At 65.5% G+C, this 21522-nt stretch carries 18 protein-coding genes, 2 pseudogenes and 1 riboswitch; of the genes and pseudogenes, 7 read left to right on the top strand and 13 right to left on the bottom strand.

Annotated features, from left to right (window positions below):
• Nucleotides 1–11: 11 nt before the first annotated feature.
• Complete coding sequence (mgtA, locus tag BN2156_RS27895) at nucleotides 12–2699, bottom strand: magnesium-translocating P-type ATPase (RefSeq protein ID WP_090518175.1); 2688 nt, start codon at nucleotides 2697–2699, stop codon at nucleotides 12–14.
• A 132-nt stretch (nucleotides 2700–2831) separates the two neighbouring features.
• On the bottom strand, nucleotides 2832–3005 hold the full coding sequence (locus BN2156_RS30945; RefSeq protein WP_090518174.1) for a hypothetical protein: 174 nt from the start codon (nucleotides 3003–3005) through the stop codon (nucleotides 2832–2834).
• Nucleotides 3006–3284: 279 nt separating this feature from the next.
• Nucleotides 3285–3457: riboswitch (M-box (ykoK) riboswitch) on the bottom strand.
• 222 nt (nucleotides 3458–3679) lie between these two features.
• Here BN2156_RS30945 and BN2156_RS27885 point away from each other — a divergent pair.
• Both BN2156_RS27885 and BN2156_RS27880 read left to right on the top strand, forming a co-directional pair.
• On the top strand, nucleotides 3680–4420 hold the full coding sequence (locus BN2156_RS27885) for an ATP-binding cassette domain-containing protein (protein WP_090518173.1): 741 nt from the start codon (nucleotides 3680–3682) through the stop codon (nucleotides 4418–4420).
• Between the two features lie 14 nt (nucleotides 4421–4434).
• Nucleotides 4435–6429, top strand: coding sequence for a YhgE/Pip domain-containing protein (locus tag BN2156_RS27880; RefSeq protein WP_162491015.1), 1995 nt, complete (start codon nucleotides 4435–4437; stop codon nucleotides 6427–6429).
• Between the two features lie 13 nt (nucleotides 6430–6442).
• Here BN2156_RS27880 and BN2156_RS27875 read toward each other — a convergent pair whose 3' ends face one another.
• Together BN2156_RS27875 and BN2156_RS27870 are read right to left on the bottom strand one after the other, a co-directional pair.
• Nucleotides 6443–7279, bottom strand: a complete 837-nt coding sequence (locus BN2156_RS27875; protein ID WP_090518171.1) for a putative endonuclease domain-containing protein — start codon at nucleotides 7277–7279, stop codon at nucleotides 6443–6445.
• A 96-nt stretch (nucleotides 7280–7375) separates the two neighbouring features.
• The gene (locus tag BN2156_RS27870) at nucleotides 7376–8848 is read right to left on the bottom strand and encodes an acetyl-coenzyme A carboxylase carboxyl transferase subunits beta/alpha (RefSeq protein WP_090518170.1); all 1473 of its coding nucleotides are present in this window, start codon (nucleotides 8846–8848) and stop codon (nucleotides 7376–7378) included.
• Between the two features lie 26 nt (nucleotides 8849–8874).
• On the opposite strand from BN2156_RS27870, the gene BN2156_RS27865 reads away from it, so the two are divergent.
• From BN2156_RS27865 to BN2156_RS27845, 5 genes are all read left to right on the top strand, one after another.
• Nucleotides 8875–9609: an enoyl-CoA hydratase gene (locus BN2156_RS27865; RefSeq protein WP_090518169.1), complete on the top strand. Its 735-nt coding sequence runs from the start codon at nucleotides 8875–8877 to the stop codon at nucleotides 9607–9609.
• A gap of 1 nt (nucleotide 9610) precedes the next feature.
• Complete coding sequence (locus BN2156_RS27860; RefSeq protein ID WP_090518168.1) at nucleotides 9611–10717, top strand: MBL fold metallo-hydrolase; 1107 nt, start codon at nucleotides 9611–9613, stop codon at nucleotides 10715–10717.
• A gap of 66 nt (nucleotides 10718–10783) precedes the next feature.
• The gene (locus BN2156_RS27855; RefSeq protein WP_090518167.1) at nucleotides 10784–13159 is read left to right on the top strand and encodes a cation-translocating P-type ATPase; all 2376 of its coding nucleotides are present in this window, start codon (nucleotides 10784–10786) and stop codon (nucleotides 13157–13159) included.
• Between the two features lie 59 nt (nucleotides 13160–13218).
• The gene (locus tag BN2156_RS27850) at nucleotides 13219–13398 is read left to right on the top strand and encodes an antitoxin (RefSeq protein ID WP_036447720.1); all 180 of its coding nucleotides are present in this window, start codon (nucleotides 13219–13221) and stop codon (nucleotides 13396–13398) included.
• Nucleotides 13399–13401: 3 nt separating this feature from the next.
• Entirely contained in the window at nucleotides 13402–13851 is a 450-nt protein-coding gene (locus tag BN2156_RS27845) for a type II toxin-antitoxin system Rv0910 family toxin (protein ID WP_090518166.1), read from the top strand.
• A 72-nt stretch (nucleotides 13852–13923) separates the two neighbouring features.
• Here BN2156_RS27845 and BN2156_RS27840 read toward each other — a convergent pair.
• The 9 genes and pseudogenes from BN2156_RS27840 to BN2156_RS27800 form a co-directional block, all read right to left on the bottom strand.
• Nucleotides 13924–14451: pseudogene (locus tag BN2156_RS27840) on the bottom strand (cytochrome P450); the annotation flags it as partial.
• A gap of 36 nt (nucleotides 14452–14487) precedes the next feature.
• Nucleotides 14488–15678: pseudogene (locus tag BN2156_RS27835) on the bottom strand (cytochrome P450).
• 4 nt (nucleotides 15679–15682) lie between these two features.
• A complete protein-coding gene (locus tag BN2156_RS27830) occupies nucleotides 15683–16105 on the bottom strand; it encodes a VOC family protein (protein WP_090518165.1) in 423 nt (140 codons plus the stop codon).
• Nucleotides 16102–17160 (bottom strand): NAD(P)H-dependent amine dehydrogenase family protein, encoded by a 1059-nt coding sequence (locus tag BN2156_RS27825; RefSeq protein WP_090518164.1) that lies wholly within the window; start codon nucleotides 17158–17160, stop codon nucleotides 16102–16104. The genes BN2156_RS27830 and BN2156_RS27825 overlap by 4 nt, the downstream gene beginning before the upstream one ends.
• Nucleotides 17153–18202 carry an NAD(P)H-dependent amine dehydrogenase family protein gene (locus BN2156_RS27820; protein ID WP_090518163.1) on the bottom strand — a complete coding sequence of 350 codons (1050 nt, stop codon included), beginning with the start codon at nucleotides 18200–18202 and terminating at the stop codon, nucleotides 17153–17155. Before BN2156_RS27820 ends, BN2156_RS27825 begins: the two co-directional genes overlap by 8 nt.
• Nucleotides 18199–19419 (bottom strand): cytochrome P450, encoded by a 1221-nt coding sequence (locus tag BN2156_RS27815; protein WP_090518162.1) that lies wholly within the window; start codon nucleotides 19417–19419, stop codon nucleotides 18199–18201. Before BN2156_RS27815 ends, BN2156_RS27820 begins: the two co-directional genes overlap by 4 nt.
• 11 nt (nucleotides 19420–19430) lie before the next feature.
• Complete coding sequence (locus tag BN2156_RS27810) at nucleotides 19431–19844, bottom strand: hypothetical protein (RefSeq protein ID WP_090518161.1); 414 nt, start codon at nucleotides 19842–19844, stop codon at nucleotides 19431–19433.
• Between the two features lie 11 nt (nucleotides 19845–19855).
• Entirely contained in the window at nucleotides 19856–20560 is a 705-nt protein-coding gene (locus tag BN2156_RS27805) for a hypothetical protein (protein WP_090518160.1), read from the bottom strand.
• Nucleotides 20561–20701: 141 nt separating this feature from the next.
• A complete protein-coding gene (locus BN2156_RS27800; protein WP_090518159.1) occupies nucleotides 20702–21496 on the bottom strand; it encodes a CbbQ/NirQ/NorQ/GpvN family protein in 795 nt (264 codons plus the stop codon).
• Nucleotides 21497–21522: the final 26 nt, after the last annotated feature.

The raw sequence follows: 21522 nt of genomic DNA, 5'->3' as shown, positions 1-21522 counted from the left end.
CCGAGTGCCGCTCAGAACCATTGACCGAACCTGCGGATGTAGATGGTCTTGACGGTCTGAGCGACGACGCAGTAGGACACCAGCGTCGCGACGAGCCATCCGAAGTACCCCCACGGCAGGGGCTGCAATCCGACGGCGGCCCCCAGCGGCGAGAACGGGATGAGGATCCCGAGCACGCATACCGCCCCGGTCGTCAGCAGTACCGGCAGCGCCGCGGTGCTCTGGATGAACGGAATCTTCTGGGTGCGCAGCATGTGCACGACCAGTGTCTGCGACAGCAGGCTTTCGATGAACCAGCCGGACTGGAACAGCGATTGCATCTCAGGAGAGTTGGCCGCGAACACGTACCACATCACCGCGAAGGTGGTGATGTCGAAGATGGAGGACGTCGGTCCCATCCAGATCATGAACCGGCCGATGTTCCTGGCGTCCCACTTGCGCGGCTTGAGTAGGAACTCCTTGTCCATGCGGTCCCACGGCAGCGCCAGCTGCGAGATGTCGTACAGCAGGTTCTGGATCAGCAGGTGGATCGCCAGCATGGGCAGGAACGGGATGAAGGCGCTGGCCACCAATACCGAGAACACGTTGCCGAAGTTCGAGCTGGCGGTCATGTTCAGGTATTTGATGATGTTGCCGAACGTCTCGCGGCCCTTGATCACGCCCTCCTCGAGCACCATCAGGCTCTTTTCGAGCAGGATGATGTCGGCCGATTCCTTGGCGATGTCGGTGCCGGTGTCGACCGAGATGCCCACATCCGCGTCACGCAGTGCCGGTGCGTCGTTGATGCCGTCGCCCAGGAATCCGACGGTGTGTCCGTTGGCCTGCAGTGCCCGCAGCACGCGCGACTTCTGCAGGGGCGTGAGCTTCGCGAACACGGTGGTCTCGTCGACGACGCCTCGCAGTTCGTCGTCGTCGAGTGCATCGATCTCGGGGCCGAGAACGGGTTGTCCGGGATCGAGACCCACGTCGTGGCAGATCTTGGCGCTGACCACCTCGTTGTCACCGGTGAGGACCTTCACGGTGACTCCGTGTTCGGCCAGTGCAGTGATGGCCGGTGCGGCCGTCTCCTTCGGTGGATCGAGGAAGGTCAGGAAGCCGTGGATGACGAGGTCGCGCTCGTCCTCGACTCGGTATCGGTGGGTGCACTCGATGCGCGGGATCTCCCGGGTGGCCACCAGCAGCACCCGGAACCCCTCGCGGTTGTAGTCGCGGGCTGTTGCGGAAAGCGCCTCGCGGTCGGCATCGGTGAGGGCCCGGGCCGCTGCGCCGTCCCACACCTGGGTCGACACGGCGAGCATCTCCTCGACCGCTCCCTTGCAGATCAGTAGGTGATCACGGTCGGCGTCGGATACGACGACGGACAGCCGGCGGCGCTCGAAGTCGAACGGAAGTTCATCAACCTTGCGGTAGGCCGACGACGCGGCGAGCAGCGCTTCGGGCATACCTTCGGCGAAGTGCAGGACAGCGCGATCCATCAGATTCTTGACGCCGCTCTGATGAAAGCTGTTGAGCCAGGCCAGGGCCAGCACGTTGTCGTCCCGATCGCCCCGGACGTTTGTGTGATGCTCGAGGATGATCCGGTCCTGGGTGAGCGTGCCGGTCTTGTCGGTGCACAGCACGTCCATCGCGCCGAAGTTCTGGATCGCGTTGAGTCGCTTGACCACGACCTTGCGACGCGACAATGCGACGGCACCTTTGGCCAGGTTGGACGACACGATCATCGGCAGCATCTCGGGGGTGAGGCCGACCGCGACGGCGAGTGCGAACAGGAACGCCTCGGGCCAGTCGCCTTTGGTGAAACCGTTGATGAACAACACGATCGGCACCATCACCGACATGAACCTGATCAGCAGCCAGCTGACGCTGTTGACGCCGCGGTCGAAGGCCGTTTCGGCACGAGAGCCCACGACCGCCTTGGCCAGCGAGCCGAAATAGGTGTGTACGCCGGTTGATACGACGACCGCGGTGGCCGTGCCGCTGACGACGTTGGTGCCCATGAAGCAGATGCTGGGCAGGTCGAGCGGGTCGGCTTCGTCGTCGGCGCCGCAGGTGTCGTACTTCTCCACCGGCAGGGCCTCGCCCGTCAGCGCTGCCTGGCTGACGAACAGGTCGCGAGAATCGATCAGGCGGAGGTCGGCCGGAATCATGTCGCCGGCCGACAGTTGGACGATGTCACCGGTGACGATCTGCGCCATCGGGATCTCGATGAGTTCGGGTGTGGCATGTGGGCTGGCCCGGCGCCGCACTGTCGCGGTTGTCCGCACCATCGCCTTGAGTGTCTCGGCCGCCTTGCCCGAGCGGTACTCCTGCCAGAACCGCAGCAGGGCGCTGAGCCCGACCATGATCACGATGATCAAGACGCCGGTGTAGTCCGCGTCCTGCCCGGCGCGGAGGGGAAGGTAGATGTCGGTGACGGAGCTGATGGCGGCCAGCGCCACGAGTACCGCGATGAACGGGTTCTTGAAGGCCTCCAGGAACTGGAGCAGCGCGGGCGGCGCCTTGTCGTGGGCGACTTCATTCGGGCCGTCGCAGGCGAGGCGTTGGGCGGCGTCTTCGATGGTCAGGCCGTCGAGGTGGGCCCTCACGTTGGCCAGCGTGACGTCCACATCGTTGTGAGCTTCCTCGGCCGCACGCAGCGGCAGACGGCGGTCGTCGTGCTTGGTGGGCGTCAGGGCGGTTTGCTCGACAGCGGCGTTCATCTGTGGGCTCCAGTCGGTGGTGAGCGCGCACCACAAGTCACACCGAACCGCCTGGGGGAGGACCGATTCGGTGGACTTGAGGTGGTGCGCGGAATGAAAGGGGTTCGGATCGAATTGATTTGGGCTACTCGCTCAACGAGGGGTATGTGAGCCACCGCCCAGCGATGCGGTCAGGACCGCCACCGGGGTGTTGCTCATCCTCAGGTTGTGCCGCTCCTGCGGGGTCAGCGACGCGCGGGTGTGGATCCACGCGATCGGGCCGGTGATCAAGCCGTGAGCATGACGAAGAAAAGTGTTGCGCTGCATCGGATCATCTCCAGTTGAATCGGAGCTCTCCGCGTCGAATGGCGTGCGGCAACCGCCCACCGCGGGGTGTGCGGGGTGGGTCTAGGCAGTCATCGACAGCGGAAAGGTGCTTATGGACAGACGTTTTCGAATCGGACTGGGATACGGACTGTCACTTGACGTCATGTCGTCGTCACCTCCTCGCTGTCGGGCGCACAGGGCGCTGGTCCTGACGCAATCGTCAGATGCGAACGCGCTGAAGAGGAAGTTCGGCCATATGGCCAGACGCGCCGGGAGGCGCGAGCACTTCCTCATCAGAGCTTTGGCACTACACGACGTGTCCCACCGCAGGTGGGAAGCCACTTCGGGTCATCCCTTAGGCCGGGAAGACCTGTCCTAACCCTGGGCGTCTCTCGACGTCGTCGGATCAGTGGCCTGTGTTCGTGTAGGAGCCTCACCTAACGAAGCGCGGTTTTCATTAGAAACCCTACACCGCGAAATTGTCAACACGGTTGCCTGTCAGGTCTGCGACGCCAAATCGGTTGTGCCTGTTCGGGTATGGCACATCACGCCTTGATCGTGATCGCCGTCACCGCAAGCCGCCCAGCGTTTGCGCTGCCTTCACCCGAGAATCGGCGGGTGTCCGGGGTTTGTGGTTGCCTGTGCGCACCCGCCCGATGTGTTGTGATGTGCCTATGCCTGAGCAAAGTCTCGAGCCTGACACCGGCGAGGACGAGCAAAAGCCACCGGTCCTCACTGCGCGCGGCATCACGATGCGTGGCCCGTGGGGCCCGGTGTACGGGCCCATCGACCTCGACATCGCCGACGGTGGCGTCACCGTGCTGGTCGCCCCGGCGGGCACCGGTCGCACCGCGCTGCTGATGACACTGGCCGGACGGATGAAGCCGGCGGGCGGTCAGCTGACCGTGTTCGGGCGCACCCGGGCGTCCGACATCTTCCGCACCGCGGCGCTGGCCGGGATCGATGAGCTCGACACGGTGTCGGAGTCGGTGACGGTCCGCGACCTGGTGACCGAGCAGCGGCGCTGGGATGCACCCTGGTACACCCTGGTGGGCCGGGCCGACCAGGATGACCTGGCGGCCATGTGTGCGCCGGTGTTCGGCGAGCTGCCGTTGCCGTCGCTGACGTCGTATTTCGACGGGCTCACCGAGCTCGATCAGATCCTGCTGCGCATCGCGCTGGCCAACACCTCGACCCCGCGGCTGCTGGTGGTCGGCAACCTCGACCACCTCACCGACGACCGCAACCGGGACATTCTGCTGGGCCGGCTGATCGCGCTGGGGGAGAAGCAGACGGTGATCACCGCGACCGTCAACGGTGTGCCCGGCCATCTGGCCTCGGCCATGCGGGCGCAGGTGACCGTACCGAACACGACCGTGGCCGAACTGGCCGGTTCGCAGAAAGGTGGCGAGTAGCCGTGCTAGCCGGAATGTCGTTGGGCACCGACCTCAAACGCTTCTCACGCGGCACGATGCCGCGGATCGCGCTCGTGACGGTGATCCTGCTGCCGCTGCTGTACGGCGCGATGTATCTGTGGGCGTTCTGGAACCCGTTCGGCGAGGTGGACAAGGTTCCGGTGGCGCTGGTCAACGAGGACCGTGGCACAGTCGCGGAGGGGCAGCAGATCAAGGCCGGTGACGAGGTCTCCGATGCGCTGGTGGATTCGGGTCAACTTCAGCTGCACCGGGTTTCGGCACATGAGGCGGCCGACGGGGTGGCCAGCGGCAAGTACTACTTCTCGATCACGCTGCCCGAGGATTTCAGCACCAGCATCACCTCCCCGTCCGGTGGCTCGCCGCATCAGGCCAATGTCCGCTTCACGTTCAACGACGCCAACAACTACCTGGGTTCGATCATCGGCCAGAACGCCGCTCGTGAGGTGATCAACCAGATCAACGCCAACATCGGCGAACGCACCGTCGGCACCGTGCTGACCGGATTGACCGACGCCGGGGCCGGTCTGGTCAAGGCGGCCGACGGTGCGCAGCAGTTGGCCACCGGCAGCGCGGCGGCCAATGACGGTGCGCACCGGTTGTCCGCCGGCGCCGACGCCCTGACCGCAGGTCTGGTCACCGCGCGGGACGGGTCTTCGCAGTTGGCCGCGGGCACCAGGCAGTTGTCGACGGCGGTCGACAAGGCAACCGATCCGTTGCTGACTGTGCTCGACCGGGTCAGCGGACTTGGCTTGGACCCCAATGAGGTTGGCATGGCCGCGCAGCGGTTGTCCGGTGCGGTGCGCTCGACCACCGACCGGATTGCGGCGCTGAACATCGATCAGGCCCAGGCCGCAGCGATCGTCGATCAAGCGGTCGGCATCCTGCGCAACAGCCCCGATCCCACGGTGCGCGACACCGGGGAGTTCCTGGCCGGTGCGCAGCGGCTGTTGCAGGCTCGCGGGCTGGACCCCACCACGGACGAGGGTCTGATCCGGTTGCGCGACAACGCCACCCAACTGGAGAGCGAGCTGGGCGATCCGAACAGCAAGCTGCGGGTGTTCATCACCAAGGCGGTCACCGGCGGGTTGCGCTCCGACGTCGTCAAATTGCGCGACGGTGCGCACCAACTCAACGACGGCGCCCAGCGGCTCAACAGCGGCCTGGTGCAACTGGCCAACGGTGGGCGCCAACTGTCCAGCGGGGCGGGCGAACTCGCCGCGGGAACGGAAAAGCTGCAGGCCGGCAATCAGCAACTGGCCACCGCGCTCAAAGAAGGCTCCACCCAGGTCCCGTCCTGGACTCCGCAACAGCGCACCGAGGTGGCGCGCACCCTGGCCGCACCGGTGGCGCTGGACATCGAGACGCACAACCCGGCTGCCACCTTCGGCACCGGTTTTGCGCCGTTTTTCCTGCCGCTGGCGCTGTTCATCGGCGCGCTCATCATCTGGATGTTGTTGAAGCCGTTGCAGTCCCGCCCGGTGGTCAACGGGCTGGGCGCGCTGCGGGTGGTGCTGGCCTCCTATTGGCCCGCCCTGCTGATCGTGGTCTGCCAGGTCGTGGTGATGTACGTGGTGGTGCATTTCGGGGTGGGGCTGCAGGCCAAGTACCCGATGGCCACCGTGGCGTTCCTGCTGCTGGTCGCGGGCACCTTCCTGGCCCTGATCCAGGCGTTCAACGCGCTGTTCGGGGTGTCGGTGGGCCGGGTGGTCACGCTGGCTTTTCTGATGCTGCAACTGGTCTCGGCCGGCGGCATCTACCCGGTGGAGACCACGGCCAAACCGTTCCAGATCCTGCACCCGGTGGACCCGATGACCTACGCGGTCAACGGCCTTCGCCAGTTGATCGTCGGCGGGATCGATTCGCGGTTGTGGATCGCGATCGCGGTGCTGGCCGGTGTGCTGGTGGTTTCGCTGGCGGCCAGTTCGTGGGCCGCGCGAAGAGACCGGCAATACACCATGGACAGGCTGCACCCGCCGATCGAGGTATGACGGGCGCGTGGCGTTACGTACGCGATGCCCAGGCTTTTCGGAGCTTGCCGAGAACTGAGGCCTCGCCGTCACGTGAGGTAACTCTGATCACGATCCAGCCTGCATCGATCATCGCGTCGACCCGGGCGATGTCCTTCCGGAACTGGTCAGGGTCGGTGTGGTGGCGCCCCTCGTATTCCAGCGCGATCTTCAGCTCCGGCCACGCCATATCGGCCTCACCGATCAGTGCGCCGTATTCGTTGTAGATGGGGCACTGAGTCTGTGGGGGAGGGTAGTCGGCGCGAACGACCAACAGCCGCAACCAGGTTTCGCGCGGGGATTCCGAGCCCGGATCAACTAGTGCAATGCTGGTCAGCGCCTGCCTGATACCCCTACGTCCGACGTGGCGCTCGGCGGCCAGGGCGATATCAGCGGCCTTCAGTCGCGCTGCTCTGGCCAAGGCGTCGATTGCGGCTACCGCGGTGTCCTCCGGAAACTTGCATGCCAGATCGACGGCGGTACGCACTGGCGTGGTCACCCGCATTCCGCCGATGAGGCAGATCTCGTCGTCGTCGATCGCGTCTGCCCACGCGACGATTCCGCGTGCGGGCCGACGATTGCTGTCGATGATGTATGCGGGCCGGTTGGCATCGATCCATCGTGCACCGTGAAGAGCGGACGCCGAGAAACCTGCCAGCACGCCACGACGCCTGGACCGCAACCAGCAGGCCTTGGCCCGCAGAACCGCGGTCGGCAAGGTGCCTTTCGCGACGTACACGTCGTGATGCACCGCGACGAACCGGCTCCGCAACTCGTAGCGGGTCAGTCGGCCCGCTGCCAGCACTTCGCTGCCGATGAATGGTTCCCCCACGGCCGAAGTGTGCCGAGCGCCACCGACAGGTTCGCGTGCGTAACGCCACGGCGAAATATCCGCCTGATTTTCGCCGTGGCGTTACGCACGAGGATCTCAGCCCAGCCCGATGCGCCGGTAACGCTCCAACCGCGTCTGTAGTCGCTGCTCGCCGGGCACCGCACGCAACGCCGCGAGCTCGCCGGCGATGGCGGCCGACAATCGCTCGGTGAAGGCGCGTGGTTCGTCGGCGGCGTCGGGACGCTCGGGCACGATCGCGTCGACGATGCCGGTCCGCAGCAGGTCTGTCGAGCGAACCCCTTGCGCCGCAGCCAGTTCCGCGGCGTGTGCGGTGTCGCGATACACGATCGCGCTGGCTCCCTCGGGTGGCAGTGGGGCCAGCCAGCCGTTCGCGGCGGCCAGCACCCGGTCGGCGGGCACCATCGCCAGCGCGGGCCCGCCGCTGCCCTGGCCCATCAGCACCGACACCGTGGGCGTGTCCAGCGTGACCAGTTCAGCCAGGCAGCGGGCGATCTCACCGGCCAGCCCGCCCTGCTCGGCCTCGATCGACAGGGCCGGTCCCGGGGTGTCGATCACCAGGACCAGCGGCAGTTGCAGTCCGGCCGCCAACGCCATGCCGCGCCGGGCCTCACGCAGCGCGCCGGGGCCGACCAGTCCGCCCTCGCTGCGGCGCTGGCCGAGCACCACCGCGGGCTGCCCACCGAACCGGGCCAGGGCCAGCAGCATGGTGGCGGCCTCGCCCCGTTCGGTCCCGGAGAGCAGCACCCGGTCGGTGGCGCCGTGCCGCAGCAGATAGCCCACGCCGGGGCGGTCGGGCCGTCGCGACGCCAGCACCGATTCCCAGGCCGGTACGTCGGGCAGCGGTTCGGGCGCCGCGGCTGCGGTCGGCGGAACCGGAGTGTCCACGACCACCCGCAGCGTGCGGTCCAGGGTGTCGCGCAGCAGCGCCAGCGGCACCACTCCGTCGATGACGCCGTGGGCGTGCAGGTTCTCGGCGGTCTGCACACCGGAGGGGAACGGTTCGCCGTACAGGTGCTCGTACACCCGCGGGCCGAGGAAGCCGACCAGCGCGCCGGGTTCGGCGGCGGTGACATGGCCGAGCGAACCCCAGGAGGCGAACACACCGCCGGTGGTCGGATGGCGCAGGTACACCAGATAAGGCAGATGGGCCTTCTTGTGCAGTTCGACGGCGGCGGCGATCTTGACCATCTGCAGGAACGCCACGGTGCCTTCCTGCATTCGCGTGCCGCCGGAGCTCGGTGAGGCCAGCAGCGGCAGCCCCTCGGCTGTGGCTCTGGTCACTGCGGCGGTGATCCGCTCGGCGGCGGCCACCCCGATCGACCCGGCCAGGAAGTCGAACTCGCAGGCCACCACGGCCACGCGGCGGCCGAAGATGGTCCCTTCGCCGGTCAGCACGGATTCGTCGAGCCCCGTCAACGCCTTCGCCTCGGCCAGTTCGCGCTGGTAATCCTCGGAACGGGCGACCTCCAGGGGCGGGGCGTCCCAGCTGTGGAACGAGCCTTCGTCGAGCACTGCATCACGAAGCGCGCGGGCGCCGATCCGACTCACGCCCCGAGCCTATATAGGCTGGCCACATGATTGGTGTGACCAGAGACGGCAGTGTCCTGACCCTGGAACTGCAACGCGAGGAGCGGCGCAACGCGCTGAACTGCGAGCTTGTCGACTCCCTGCGGGAGGCGGTCGAGCATGCCGCCGAGCAGGACATCCGGGCCATCGTGCTGACCGGAGCCGGTCCGGTGTTCAGTTCGGGTGCTGACCTCAGTGACGCCGCGGGGATGGCCGAGAAGCTTCCTGACAAGGCGCTGGCGCTGAACCTGGCGATCGACAAGGCCCCGGTTCCGGTGATCGGCGCGATCAACGGTCCGGCGATCGGGGCGGGCGTGATCCTGTCGATGATCTGTGATCTGCGGGTCGTCGCCCCCGATGCCTACTTCCAGTTCCCGGTGGCGAAGTACGGCCTGGCCTTGGACAACTGGAGCATTCGGCGGCTGACCTCGCTGGTCGGCTACGGCCGGGCGCGCGGCATGCTGCTCGGTGCCGAGAAGCTCACGGCCGAGACCGCCTTGCAGACCGGGATGGCCAACCGCATCGGCACGCTGGCCGACGCGCAGAAGTGGGCGGCCGAGCTGGCCGGGTTCGCGCCGCTGGCGCTTCAGCACGCCAAGCGTGTCCTCAACGACGACGGTGCGTACGAGGAGTCGTGGCCGGCGCACAAGGAGCTGTTCGACAAGGCGTGGGCGTCCAAGGACGTCATCGAGGCGCAGGTGGCGCGGATCGAGAAGCGGCCGCCGAACTTCATCGGGGCCTGACGTGCTGCGCGCTGCGCTGCGGTTGGGGGCCAGGTCGGCGTCACTGCTGGCCGGCGGGTGGTTGTTCCGCGCGCTGAACGGCACCTACGCCTCGGTGGGTGCCCTGCCCCGCGATATCCGCCCGGCAGCGCAGCGGTCCCTGCAGTACGCCGACGGGGTGTTCGTCAACATCGAACCGGCCTCGCCCGGGATCAGCATGAGCCGCGAGGAGTGGCGGATGCTGATCGCCGAGATGTTCGGTCCACGCTCGGCCAGCAGGCCGCCTGGGCCGATCCCGCTGGCCGAGCCTGCCGACGGGGAAGCCGCGGCCTGCGCGGTGTCCTGGTACGGGCATTCGGCCGCGCTGGTCGAGATCGACGGATACCGGGTGCTGACCGACCCGATCTGGAGCCGACGTTGTTCGCCCTCGCGGGTGGTCGGCCCGCAGCGGTTGCATGAGCCGCCGCTGCCGCTGGAGGCGCTGCCGGCCGTTGACGCCGTGGTGATCAGCCACGATCACTACGACCACCTCGATATCGAGACCGTGCTGGGGTTGGCCCGCACTCAGCGAGCGCCGTTCGTGGTGCCGTTGGGGATCGGGGCGCATCTGCGTAAGTGGCGGATACCCGAAGAGCGGATCGTCGAGCTGGACTGGAACGAGAGCCACCGGATCGGCGAGCTGACCCTGGTGTGCACGCCGGCCCGGCACTTCTCGGGCCGGTTGTTCGAGCGCAACACCACGCTGTGGGCTTCGTGGGCTTTCATCGGGCCGCGGCACCGCGCGTTCTTCGGCGGTGATACCGGTTACACGAAGAGTTTCGCCGAAATCGGTTCGGAGTACGGTCCTTTCGACCTCACCCTGCTTCCGGTCGGGGCGTATCACCCGAGTTGGCCGGACATTCACATGAATCCGGAGGAAGCGGTGCGCGCCCACCTGGACGTCACCGATTCCGGCTTGCTGGTGCCGGTGCACTGGGCGACGTTCCGGTTGGCCCCGCACCCGTGGGCCGAGCCGGTGCGGCGGTTGCTGACGGCGGCCGACCCGGCCGGTGTGCAAATCGCGGTGCCGCGGCCCGGGCAACGGGTGGACGCCGAATCTGCGGCGCTCGATCCGTGGTGGGAGTTTTGAGCGCCCCCGGATGGCAAACTGTCGTCTGAGCACCACGACGGGAGACGGGACGAGGACTCTGCGCGTATGACGACGATCAATGTCACCGGTCTCACCGAAGCCGAGGTGGCCCAGCGAGTTGCCGAGGGTAAGAGCAACGATGTCCCGACGCGTGCCGCGCGCAGCATCTCGGAGATCGTCCGCGGCAACGTGTTCACCCGGATCAACGCGATCCTCGGTGTGCTGTTTTTGATCGTGTTGTCCACCGGTTCGTTGATCAACGGCGCGTTCGGGCTGCTGATCATCGCCAACAGTGCGATCGGCATCATCCAGGAGATCCGCGCCAAGCAGACGCTGGACAAGCTCGCCATCGTCGGGCAGGCCAAACCCACGGTGCGCCGGGCATCGGGTGTTCGCGCGGTGCTGCCCAGTGAGGTGGTGCTCGACGACGTCATCGAACTCGGTCCCGGCGATCAGATCGTGGTGGACGGCGAGATCATCGAGGAATCCAACCTTGAGGTCGACGAGTCGCTGCTGACCGGTGAGGCCGATCCGATCGCCAAAGACGCCGGCGACGCGGTGATGTCGGGCAGTTTCGTGGTCGCGGGCTCCGGCGCGTACCGGGCGACCAAGGTGGGGCGCGAGGCCTATGCCGCCAAGCTAGCCGAGGAGGCCTCCAAGTTCACCCTGGTGAAATCCGAACTGCGCAACGGCATCAACAAGATCCTGCAGTTCATCACGTATCTGCTGGTGCCTGCCGGGCTGCTCACGATCTACACCCAGTTGTTCACCACCCGCGCCGACTGGCAGGACGCCGTGTTGCGCATGGTGGGTGCGCTGGTGCCGATGGTGCCCGAAGGTCTGGTGTTGATGACGTCGATCGCATTCGCGGTCGGGGTGGTGCGGCTGGGCCGGCGTCAGTGTCTGGTCAACGAGCTGCCCGCGATCGAGGGTTTGGCCCGCGTCGACGTAGTGTGTGCCGACAAGACCGGCACGCTGACCGAAAACGGCATGCGGGTAAGCGATCTCACGTCGTTCACCAAGGATGATGTCGGCGAGGTATTGGCGCAGCTGGCCGCCGACGACGCCCGGCCCAACGCCAGCATGTTGGCCATCGCCGAGGCCTATAAGATGCCGCCGGGATGGACTGCGACCGCGTCGGCCCCGTTCAAGTCGGCCACCAAGTGGAGTGGCGCGTCATACGGCGAGCACGGCAACTGGGTGATCGGCGCGCCGGACGTGCTGTTGGATTCCGGCTCGCCGGTGGCCGAGCAGGCCGAGCAGATCGGGGCCCAAGGGCTGCGGGTGCTGCTGGTCGGGTCCTCGGATCTGGCCGTCGACCACCCGCGGGCCCCGGGCACCGTAACCCCGGTCGCGCTGGTGGTGTTGGAGCAGCGGATCCGCCCCGACGCCGGTGACACCCTCGATTACTTTGCTTCCCAACATGTTTCGGTGAAGGTGATCTCCGGCGACAATGCTGTGTCGGTGGGTGCGGTGGCGGGCAAGCTGGGCCTGCACGGTGAGACGATGGATGCCCGGCAGCTGCCCCACGAGCCCGAGCAGCTGGCGGACACGCTGGAGCAGTACACCACCTTCGGCCGGGTGCGCCCGGATCAGAAGCGGGCCATGGTGCATGCGCTGCAGTCGCGTGGCCACACGGTGGCGATGACCGGGGACGGCGTCAACGACGTGCTGGCGCTCAAGGACGCCGACATCGGCGTGGCGATGGGGTCGGGCAGTTCGGCGTCGCGTGCGGTGGCGCAGATCGTGTTGCTGGACAACAAGTTCGCCACCCTGCCCTATGTGGTGGGTGAGGGCAGGCGGGTGATCGGCAACATCGAGCGGGTCTCGAACCTGTTCCTCACCAAGACCGTGTACTCGGTGCTGCTGGCCGTTCTCGTGGGGTTGGCCGGGTTGTCGGCGGAGTGGTTCGACACCGATCCGCTGCTGTTCCCGTTCCAGCCGATCCACGTCACGATCGCGGCCTGGTTCACGATCGGCATCCCGGCGTTCATCCTGTCGCTGGCCCCGAACAACGAGCGGGCGCACACCGGATTCGTGCGGCGGGTGATGACGGCAGCGCTGCCCTCGGGTCTGGTGGTGGGCACCGCCACGTTCGTGTCCTACTTGGTGGCGTATCAGGGCCGGGCCGCGACGCCGTTGGAGCAGACGCAGGCCTCGACGGCGGCGCTGATCACATTGCTGGTGTCCTCGCTGTGGGTGTTGTCGGTGGTGGCCCGGCCGTATGAGTGGTGGCGCGTGGCGCTGGTCGCGGGGTCGGGGCTGGCGTATGTGCTGATCTTCTGTTTGCCACTGGCTCAGCGCCTGTTCATGCTGGATCCGTCGAATCTCAAGGTCACCGGCATTGCGCTGGGTATCGGCCTGGTCGGGGCCGCGTTGATCGAGGTGTTGTGGTGGGCGCAGGGCATGGTGCTGGGGGAGAAGCGCCGGTTGTGGAGATAGCTGGCAGCGGGAAGAATATCGGGCGTTCGGTTGAGAATCGAGAAAGATAGGGTGGGCTGATGGGATTCCTGGACAAGGCCAAGGACCTTCTGTCGCAGAACGCGGACAAGGTCGAACAGGCCATCGACAAGGCCGGCGACATCGTCGACGAGAAGACTCAGGGCAAGTACTCCGGCGCGGTCGACAAGGCGCAGGAAGCCGCGAAGAACGCCATCAACAAGGAAGAACCGCAGCAGTAGCTCATGGCCAAGTTGTCTGTCTCCGTCGATGTCCCGTTGCCGCCGGAGAAGGCGTGGGAGTACGCCTCTGATCTGTCCCGGTATGACGAGTGGCTCAGCATCCACCGCGCCTGGCGGTCGAAGTTGCCCGAGACCCTGGAAAAGGGCACGGTCATCGACTCGATCGTCGAGGTCAAGGGCATGCTGAACCGCGTCAAGTGGACGCTGGTGAACTACAAGCCACCGCAGTCTTTGACCCTCAACGGCGATGGCCGTGGCGGGGTCAAGGTCAAGCTGATCGGAAAGATCGCGCCGGCCCAGGTGGATGGGGGAGAGGGCGCGAAAGTGTCCTTCGACGTGCACCTCGGTGGGCCTGCACTGTTCGGGCCGATCGGCATGGTGGTCGCCGCCGCGCTCAAGGGCGATATCCAGCAGTCACTGAACAAGTTCAAGGCGCTCTACGCGCCGTCGTAGTAACTCCCGCGAGCAGACACAGAATCGCACGAAACCACTGGTGAAAGTGCGATTCTTTGTCTGCTCACCGGGGGGCCCACTCATGCCCAGCAGCGGTCGCCATGGCGAGGGTCCGGTGCGACGTGGGTTGAGCATGCGGTGGGAGAGAATCTTGAGCGCTTCGGACAGCTCACGTCTGGCCAGGCTCGCGCCCAGACAATAGTGGGCTCCGCCACCGAACGTCAGGATGGGTGGTGGATCGTCGCGGGTGATGTCGAACCGAGTCGGGTCGTCGTAGATCGCCGGATCCCGATTGGCTGCATAGGTGTTCACGATGATGAAAGTGCCGGCCGGGAAGGTGTATTCGCCGACCGTGGCATCCTCGGTGACACTGCGAAGCGTGCTGCACATCGAGGGTGAATGGCGCATGGTCTCGTGCACGGCGTTCATTGCGAGTTCGGGGCGGTCGCGCAGCAATGCCCACTGCTCCGGATGGTCACACAGCACCTGCATCGACGCGCCCAGCTGGGTACGGGTGGTGTCGGTGCCCGCCAGCAGGATGCTGAACGCCAGCATGCGGACTTCGCCGGCATCGAGTCGGTCACCATCGTCCTGTAGTCGAGTGCCGGCAGATCTTGGATGAGCATTCGGGTTCCTTCATGGCGCTGGTGTCAGGATCTGGAGCGGCAGCCGTGGCAGCGTGCAGGTCGCGGACGGCCAGATGACTTGCGGTCGATACCCGGGTGCGAGTTCGAACTCGGGTATTCGCGAGAGCCACTCGGTGACGACGAGGTTCAGTTCCATACGCGCGAGGTGCGCGCCGAGGCACCGATGCGCGCCGCCGCCGAAGCCCCAGTGCCTGTGCAGCTTGCCGTCCATCACCAGGTGGTCGCCGGACGTGGCGTCGCTACCGTCACGATTGATGGCCCCGAGGCACAGTCGCACTTCGGATCCGGCCGGCAGGGTGACACCGGCAACGGTCACCGGTTGGGTGGTTACCCGACCCACGATCGGTGCCGAGGGTTCCAGCCTGACCATCTCTTCGACGAATGCTCCGATCAGCCCAGGGTTCTCACGAAGCTCGCGGCGCAGGTTCGGCTGTCGTGCCAGCTCGAGCATCGTGGCGCCGATCGCCGAGGTTACGGTGTCCAGCCCGGCGAGTATGAAAACGAACGAGAGGCCGACGGCCTCCGCGTCGGTGAGTGGCTCACCGCCGGTCAGGATCTGGGACAGTATGCCTTTGGTGGGATTCTGTCGCTGGTCTGCTATGGCTTCGGTGAGATACGTGAAGAGTTCTACGGCTGGGGATAGGTCGACGCTCTCGGGATCGGTTGCCAAGCTGACCGCTATGATGGCGTCCTTCCACGCGATCAGCCGCTCCCGATCTTCCAGCGGCAGGCCGAACAACGTGAGAAACACCTGAGATGGGTACGGTGTGGCCAGATCGGCCATGACTTCGCAGTCTTCGCGGACAGCGATGGAATCGATGATGTCGATCGCCTGCGCTTGGAGGAACGGCAACACGGCGGCCAGCGACTGTGGACTGAAGAACGGCTGCAGGAATCGCCGATAACGGGTGTGTTCGGGAGGGTCGAACGCAAGCGGGATGAGAGGTACAGGGCTGACCATCTAATCGAAAGCCCTTCTGGACGAGAAGATCTCGGGATTTCGCAGTGCTGCGAGAACGTCCTCCCGACGGGTCAGGTAATACCAACCCTCGCCGTAGAGCACCGGCCCGAGTTGTCGTAGTTTCGTCCATCCCACCCCCCGATCGTCCGAGACCGGTAGCTGTTCGTAGGTCACTGTGGGAAGCCCCAGGGGATCAGACGCCACGTGCTGTCCTCTCATCCGATCAGCGAATGTTGGTAGACAGCAGCGTCAACGGCAGTCCGAACACCGACAGGTCGATCTCTTCCAGGTAGGTGCCGTCGCCCTCGAATCCTTGCCGGAAACGGGTCGTCGCGCCGTATCGCTCGGCCACGGCCTCGGCTGCCGACGCTCCTGGTACCCGCAGCACCACGGTGTACACGCCGTCTCCCCGGTCGCTGAGAAACTTGTCGACGAAAGTGGCCACCTCGGCTGTCGCGGCAGGCTGTGGGCTGATCAGCTCGACACCGCGATTCCAGTCGAGGTGAACGTGCAGGCCCAGTTCGGTGAGGTCAAGCTCCTCGAGCTCGAATCCCAACTCGCGGAACATCTGTGCCACCGCGGCGTGCCGTTCTGGTGCGACGGCGAACACCACGTGATGCAGGGCCGGCAACGCTGCTTCGGTCATGCGCGCACCAGTCTCCTCGGCTTCACCAGGCCGAGGTCGAAGTGGGTGACCCAACCCGGTGCAGCGTCGCACACGTCGGGAATCGCATTGATCGCTCCCATGGCCGTCCAGTTGTAGCCGGGGTGTGCCATGGTGCCGTCGGCATGCGTCACGCCTTTGAGGGTCAGCTCGGTAGGCGGGTCGCCGTCGATCACGATCCGGTACCGCGTCTCGCCCCAATCCCACGCCGGTTGAAGCTTGTCGGGGCCCGCGGTCACGTAGATCGCGTGGAAGACGATCAGTGGCTGCCCACCCACCCATGCGGTCCATTCGTGCCGCTGCGCCGCGACGGTACCCTTCGGGATCGCGCCCTCGTCGTGGGGGATGTCCTCGGCGGCGGTCGCGACGCTGACTTCGGCGGCGGTCACTTCATCGATGCTCACGCCGAGGCCGTCGGCGATCATGTGCATGGACTGCGCGAAGAACGGCAGGCCGAGGCCCAGAATGGTTGGCTCGGTGAGGAATTTGTCCTTGTCCTTGCCGAATCCCATCCAGTCGATGTGGTCCATCGGCGCGTCTTTCAGAACGTCGACGACCTCGTACACCTGGATCTGGTCGATTCTGCTCATCACGCGCGCCAGCGTGAGTGGCAGAATGTCGCCCGCATAGCCCGGGTGGATACCTCCGCCGTGAAACGACGTACCGCCGCCTTGGCAGGCGGCCCGGATCTTCTCGCCATCGGCTGCGAAATCCGGTGATGGATGGAAGAACCCACTGGTGGTGACGACGTTCTTGCCGGAACGCAAGAGCCGGCAGACGGTTTCGACATCCATGATCACCGGCGTGTAGAACACACAATCCGCGTCCGTCGCGATCATGGATTCGACATCGTCTGTGGCGATCACGCCGGTCGGCGCGATACCGACGATGTCTCCGGCGTCTTTGCCAACCTTTTCCGGTGAGTGCACCAGGACTCCGACGAGGTCGAATACCGGGCTCTCGGCGAAGTGCCGAAGGCCGACTTGGCCCACGTCGCCGGTCATCCACTGGATGATCCGGTAGGTCTTGTCAGACATTGAGCACACCTCGGGGCAGTAGTAGGGGCAGGTCGTTGTAGGTGGCGATGCCCGGGGGCGCAGCCACCACGGTGGGGATCGCGGTGATTGCGGGCATGGCGGTGATCGTCAGCCCGAGCATGATGAAGTCCTCGATGGTTTCGGCTACGAAGTCCGGGGGAGGTTCGAAGCTCAAGGTGCTCTTGATCGTCGGCCTGCCCTCCACGGTGACCGTGTAACCGAACGTCGTCGACCAGGCCGGTTCCAGCGACTGGCCTTTGGTCCATACGCCGCGGATCTCGATCACATCCCGCCCGCCGGCCGTGCCGATCCACCGGACGTCGATGCCGGCGACGCAGCCGGCGGCGATGGTCCAGTCGCCGGGCAGATCCAGGTCTTCGGTGGTCTGGGAATAGCTGGGGTCGCACCGGATACCGTCGAGTTCGACGCCGAGATCGCCGGCAACCAGCTGGACCGCTTCCCGGAAGATGCCCGACCCCTTCTCGGTGATGGCCGGCAGGTCTGGGTGGTCGATGGGATAACCGAAGCCCATCGGGATCTCGGTGGCCGGCGAGTTGTAGATCGTGGTGTCGAACGACTCCAGGATGGAGATCCGGTCGATGCGATCAGAGATGCCTGCGGTGACGACGGCGAACAACTGGATGAAGCCCGGGTTGATGCCGCTGCCGAAAATGGTTGAGCCGCCTCGTTCACAGGCGTCGATGACACGATCGCGACCCTTGCCCAGGCCGTGCCCGTTGATGAACTCGGACGTGGTGACGACGTTGATGCCGGCGCCGAGAATGCGGACCAGTACGTCGACGTCGGCGAACATCGGGTTGTAGACGACGCAGTCCGGCTGCAGGGCCAGCAGCGCGTCGGCGTCGTCGGTGGCTGCCACGCCCAGCGGTTCGATGCCGCAGAGGTCGCCGACGTCCTTGCCCACCTTGTCGGGTGCCCAGGCGTAGCAGCCGACGAGCTCGAGGTCCGCATTCGCGACGATGGCGTGGACCGACTTGCGGCCGACGTTGCCCGTGGTCCACTGCACGACCCGATAGGTCATGTGCCGGACCGTTCGCCGGGCGCGAAAGTGACCGGGACCGACCGGAATCCGCGGGTTACGGAGTTGCCATGAAATTTTGCGACTTCGTCTCCTGTGAGCGCGAAGTCCGGCATTCGGGACAACACGCGTTCCAGACCTACCTGGAATTCCAATCGCGCCAGGTTGGACCCGAGGCACCGGTGTACGCCGGCGCCGAATCCGAGGTGCCGATTTTCCCGGCGGTCGAGGATGCAGCGGTCCGCGTCCGGGAACTCCTGCTCGTCGCGGTTGGCGGCGGCGTAGTTCACGATGACCGACTCGCCGGGCGAGAAGGTGCATCCGCTCAGTTCGACCTCTTTGGCGACGGTGCGGGGGATGCCGTGAATCGATCCGGCGAACCGGATGAACTCCTCGACCGCCCGGGTGAGGAGTTCGGGAGCGTTGATCAGACGATCGCGCTCGGCTGGGTTGGTGGCGAGGTAGTGGTACGCGAACGACATTGCGCTGGCAGTCGTCTCGAGACCGGCCTGAACCAGAAGCATGGCGTTGGACACGATGTCGCCGAATGACAGTTTCTCCCCGTCGATTTCGGCAGAGAGCAGGACATCGATCATGTCGTCACCCAGCGGTTGGTCCATGCGTGCCTTCACGGCGTCGTGCAGGTGCTGATACAGCCCGCCCCAGGCGCCCATCCGGTCCTGCTCGGTGACGCCGTTGAGCGCCGTGTCGGTCAGCTCGATGCACAGCGGGACGTCTTCGACCGGCATGCCGAGCACGTACTTGAAGAACACGATTCCTGGTTGACGCCAGGCGATCTGGGCGAGGTCACCGCGACCGGACTCGATGAATTCGTCGATGAGCCGATCGGTCTCGATGCCGATTTCGGGGCGCAGCGCCTTCATCCGTGCCGGCGAGAAGTACGGGTTCAGGACCTTGCGGAATTTCTGCTGACGTGGCGGGTCGAGGGTGATCACCAGATCACCGGCGAGCTGCTCGGCGCCTTCGGGTGTCGGGCTGCTGGAGAAGTGTTCCCAGTCCTGCAGGATCTTGACGCACTCTGCGTAGCGCACCGCCACCCATGCGCCCGCCGGCGTCGCGCTGAGGAATGGTTTGTCGGTGCGGGCGAACGGCGACCGCTGTCGCATCACCGAGTAGACGTCGTATAGAAAGTCGTTGTCGTTGAAATCCTGGTGGCGCAGATCCCAGTTCTCGGCATGACATTCGAGTGATTTCGGCACAGTGGGGTCTCCTACGGACTGGCCGGCTGCCCAGCGGTCTGCCGCGCCTCCCGCTCTTGGTGGATACGCACCAGCTCGCGGAATCCGAGCCGGTGATACTTCGGCACGGGCTGGATACCCCATTCGTCCTGGGCGGTGTCCTTGCCTTCGGCGCCTTCGGGCGGGCCGAGCGGCGGGTAGGGGACCTTGCACTCCAGCGCATCGTCCGAGTAGCGGACTTTGAGGAGTTCACTGCAGATCTCGGTGAGGCTCAGCGTCGGATAGCCGTAGTACACCGCCATGAACGGGAGGGTGAACGCACCTTCGATGACGAGGGCGACCAGGCAGACCAGCACTGCTCGTTTGATCCATTTGTGCATGCGGGCGTAGTACGGCGTTGTGCCGGGCGGGAGGTCCTCGGCCTTGGTTTCGTCTGTGGTGGTCACAGTTAACTCCTTCAGTCCGAGAAGATTTCGCGGTTGACGGTGTGGAGGTAGGGGATGGCCAGGAAGGGGGTGATGTAGAAGATGTCGTAGAGCCACCAGCCGATGACGGGGAAGATGACTCCGGCGTAGCGGACGTCGGCGTACATGGTCATGTTGAAGATGTAGAGGCACCAGATCAGGACGCCCATCCAGCAGGTGATGATCATCCATTGGTGGCCCCAGCGCTTCATCTGCAGGAACCCGATCGCGGCGGCACAGCGCATCGCGAACACCGTGAGAATCATGCCGAAGACCATCGACTTCTCACCCGGGCCCGCGGCGCCCCCGATCCATAGTTCGTTGTAGTGCCAGAAGTAGCCGGCATCGAACATGTGGCCCCAGCCGATCATGAGTACCCGGTTGATCAGCGTGTGGTTGGCCACCAGATCCAGCGCCCAGCCCAAACTGTTGAGCATTCCGTCGATCAACACCAGATACCCGATGAGCGTGACGATCATCGGACGCACCGACAGCCCGGCCCGCTGAGCCTGGCGCTGCAGCCACACGCCGCGCATGAAGATGGGGAAGCCGATCAGGCCGGGGGCCCACATGCCCATCAACGCGGCACCGACGATCATCCATTTGTCGGCCCGACGCTGGGCCAGCCGTGATTCCTCGTGGTGGTCTTCGAGACTGACCGTGGTCACCGAGGTTTCCGGGTTTTCGGTGGCCGTCATAACTCCCACCACCCTCGGGTGAAGGACATGTAGAGCTGGATTCCGAACATCGCGAGCAGGTAACCGTAAATGACGACCTGTAGCACGATGAGGGCTCTCTTGCGCTTTCGTTCTTGTTCGTCCATCGGGGCGGACTCCTTTCTAGAGTGAGCTATCGGAGGAGGCCAAACTCGCCACCGCAACTTCGCGTAGCCCATCGCTGATCGCCCCGTCGGTGGACAGCGGCGCCAGGACGCAGGCCTCGGCGGCCTCGAGTTCTGTTGCACCGGAGGCGATCAACTGTGCTGCGGTGACGAGAACACGGGTCGACGGCGGTTCGAAGTGGAACGCTTCGTCGGCAGTCCGGATCGCCATCGCGCACTGGACGAGCCGCTTGGCCGTCGGCAGTCCAATTCCCGCTTCGGCGACGATCACCTCGGCCTCGCGATCGGGCGGCAGGTAGGTCATGGGCAAGGTGACGAAGCGCTGCCGGAAGGACGGTTTGAGCTCCTTGAGCGAGCTGCGGTAGGCCGGGTTGTACGAGCACACCAGCATGAAGGCCTCCGGTGCCGCGACCACTTCGCCGGCGCGGTCGAGGTAGAGCGCACGACGGTGATCGGTCAACGAGTGCAGGATGGCCAATGAGTCGTGGCGGGCTTCGACGACCTCATCCAGATAGCAGATCGCGCCTGCCTTTACCGCACGGGTGAGTGGTCCATCGGTCCACACCACGTCACCCCCGGTGACCATGAACCGACCGACCAGATCGGAGCTGGTGAGGTCGTCATGGCAGCTGATGGTGACGACGGGGCGACGTAACAACGCACCCATGTGCTCAACCAGGCGGGTCTTGCCGCATCCGGTCGGGCCGGTGAGCATCACCGGCAGACGTTGGTGGTAAGCCTGCTCGAAAAGCTTGATCTCGTTGGCATTCGAGTAGTACGTGTCTGTAGTCATGCGCGATCCGCCTCCGGCTCCTCACT

The organism is Mycolicibacterium neworleansense, from assembly GCF_001245615.1.
Classification (GTDB): domain Bacteria; phylum Actinomycetota; class Actinomycetes; order Mycobacteriales; family Mycobacteriaceae; genus Mycobacterium; species Mycobacterium neworleansense.
Note: the sequence above shows the minus strand (reverse complement) of the source record. Positions and strands in the feature narration are given on the sequence as shown.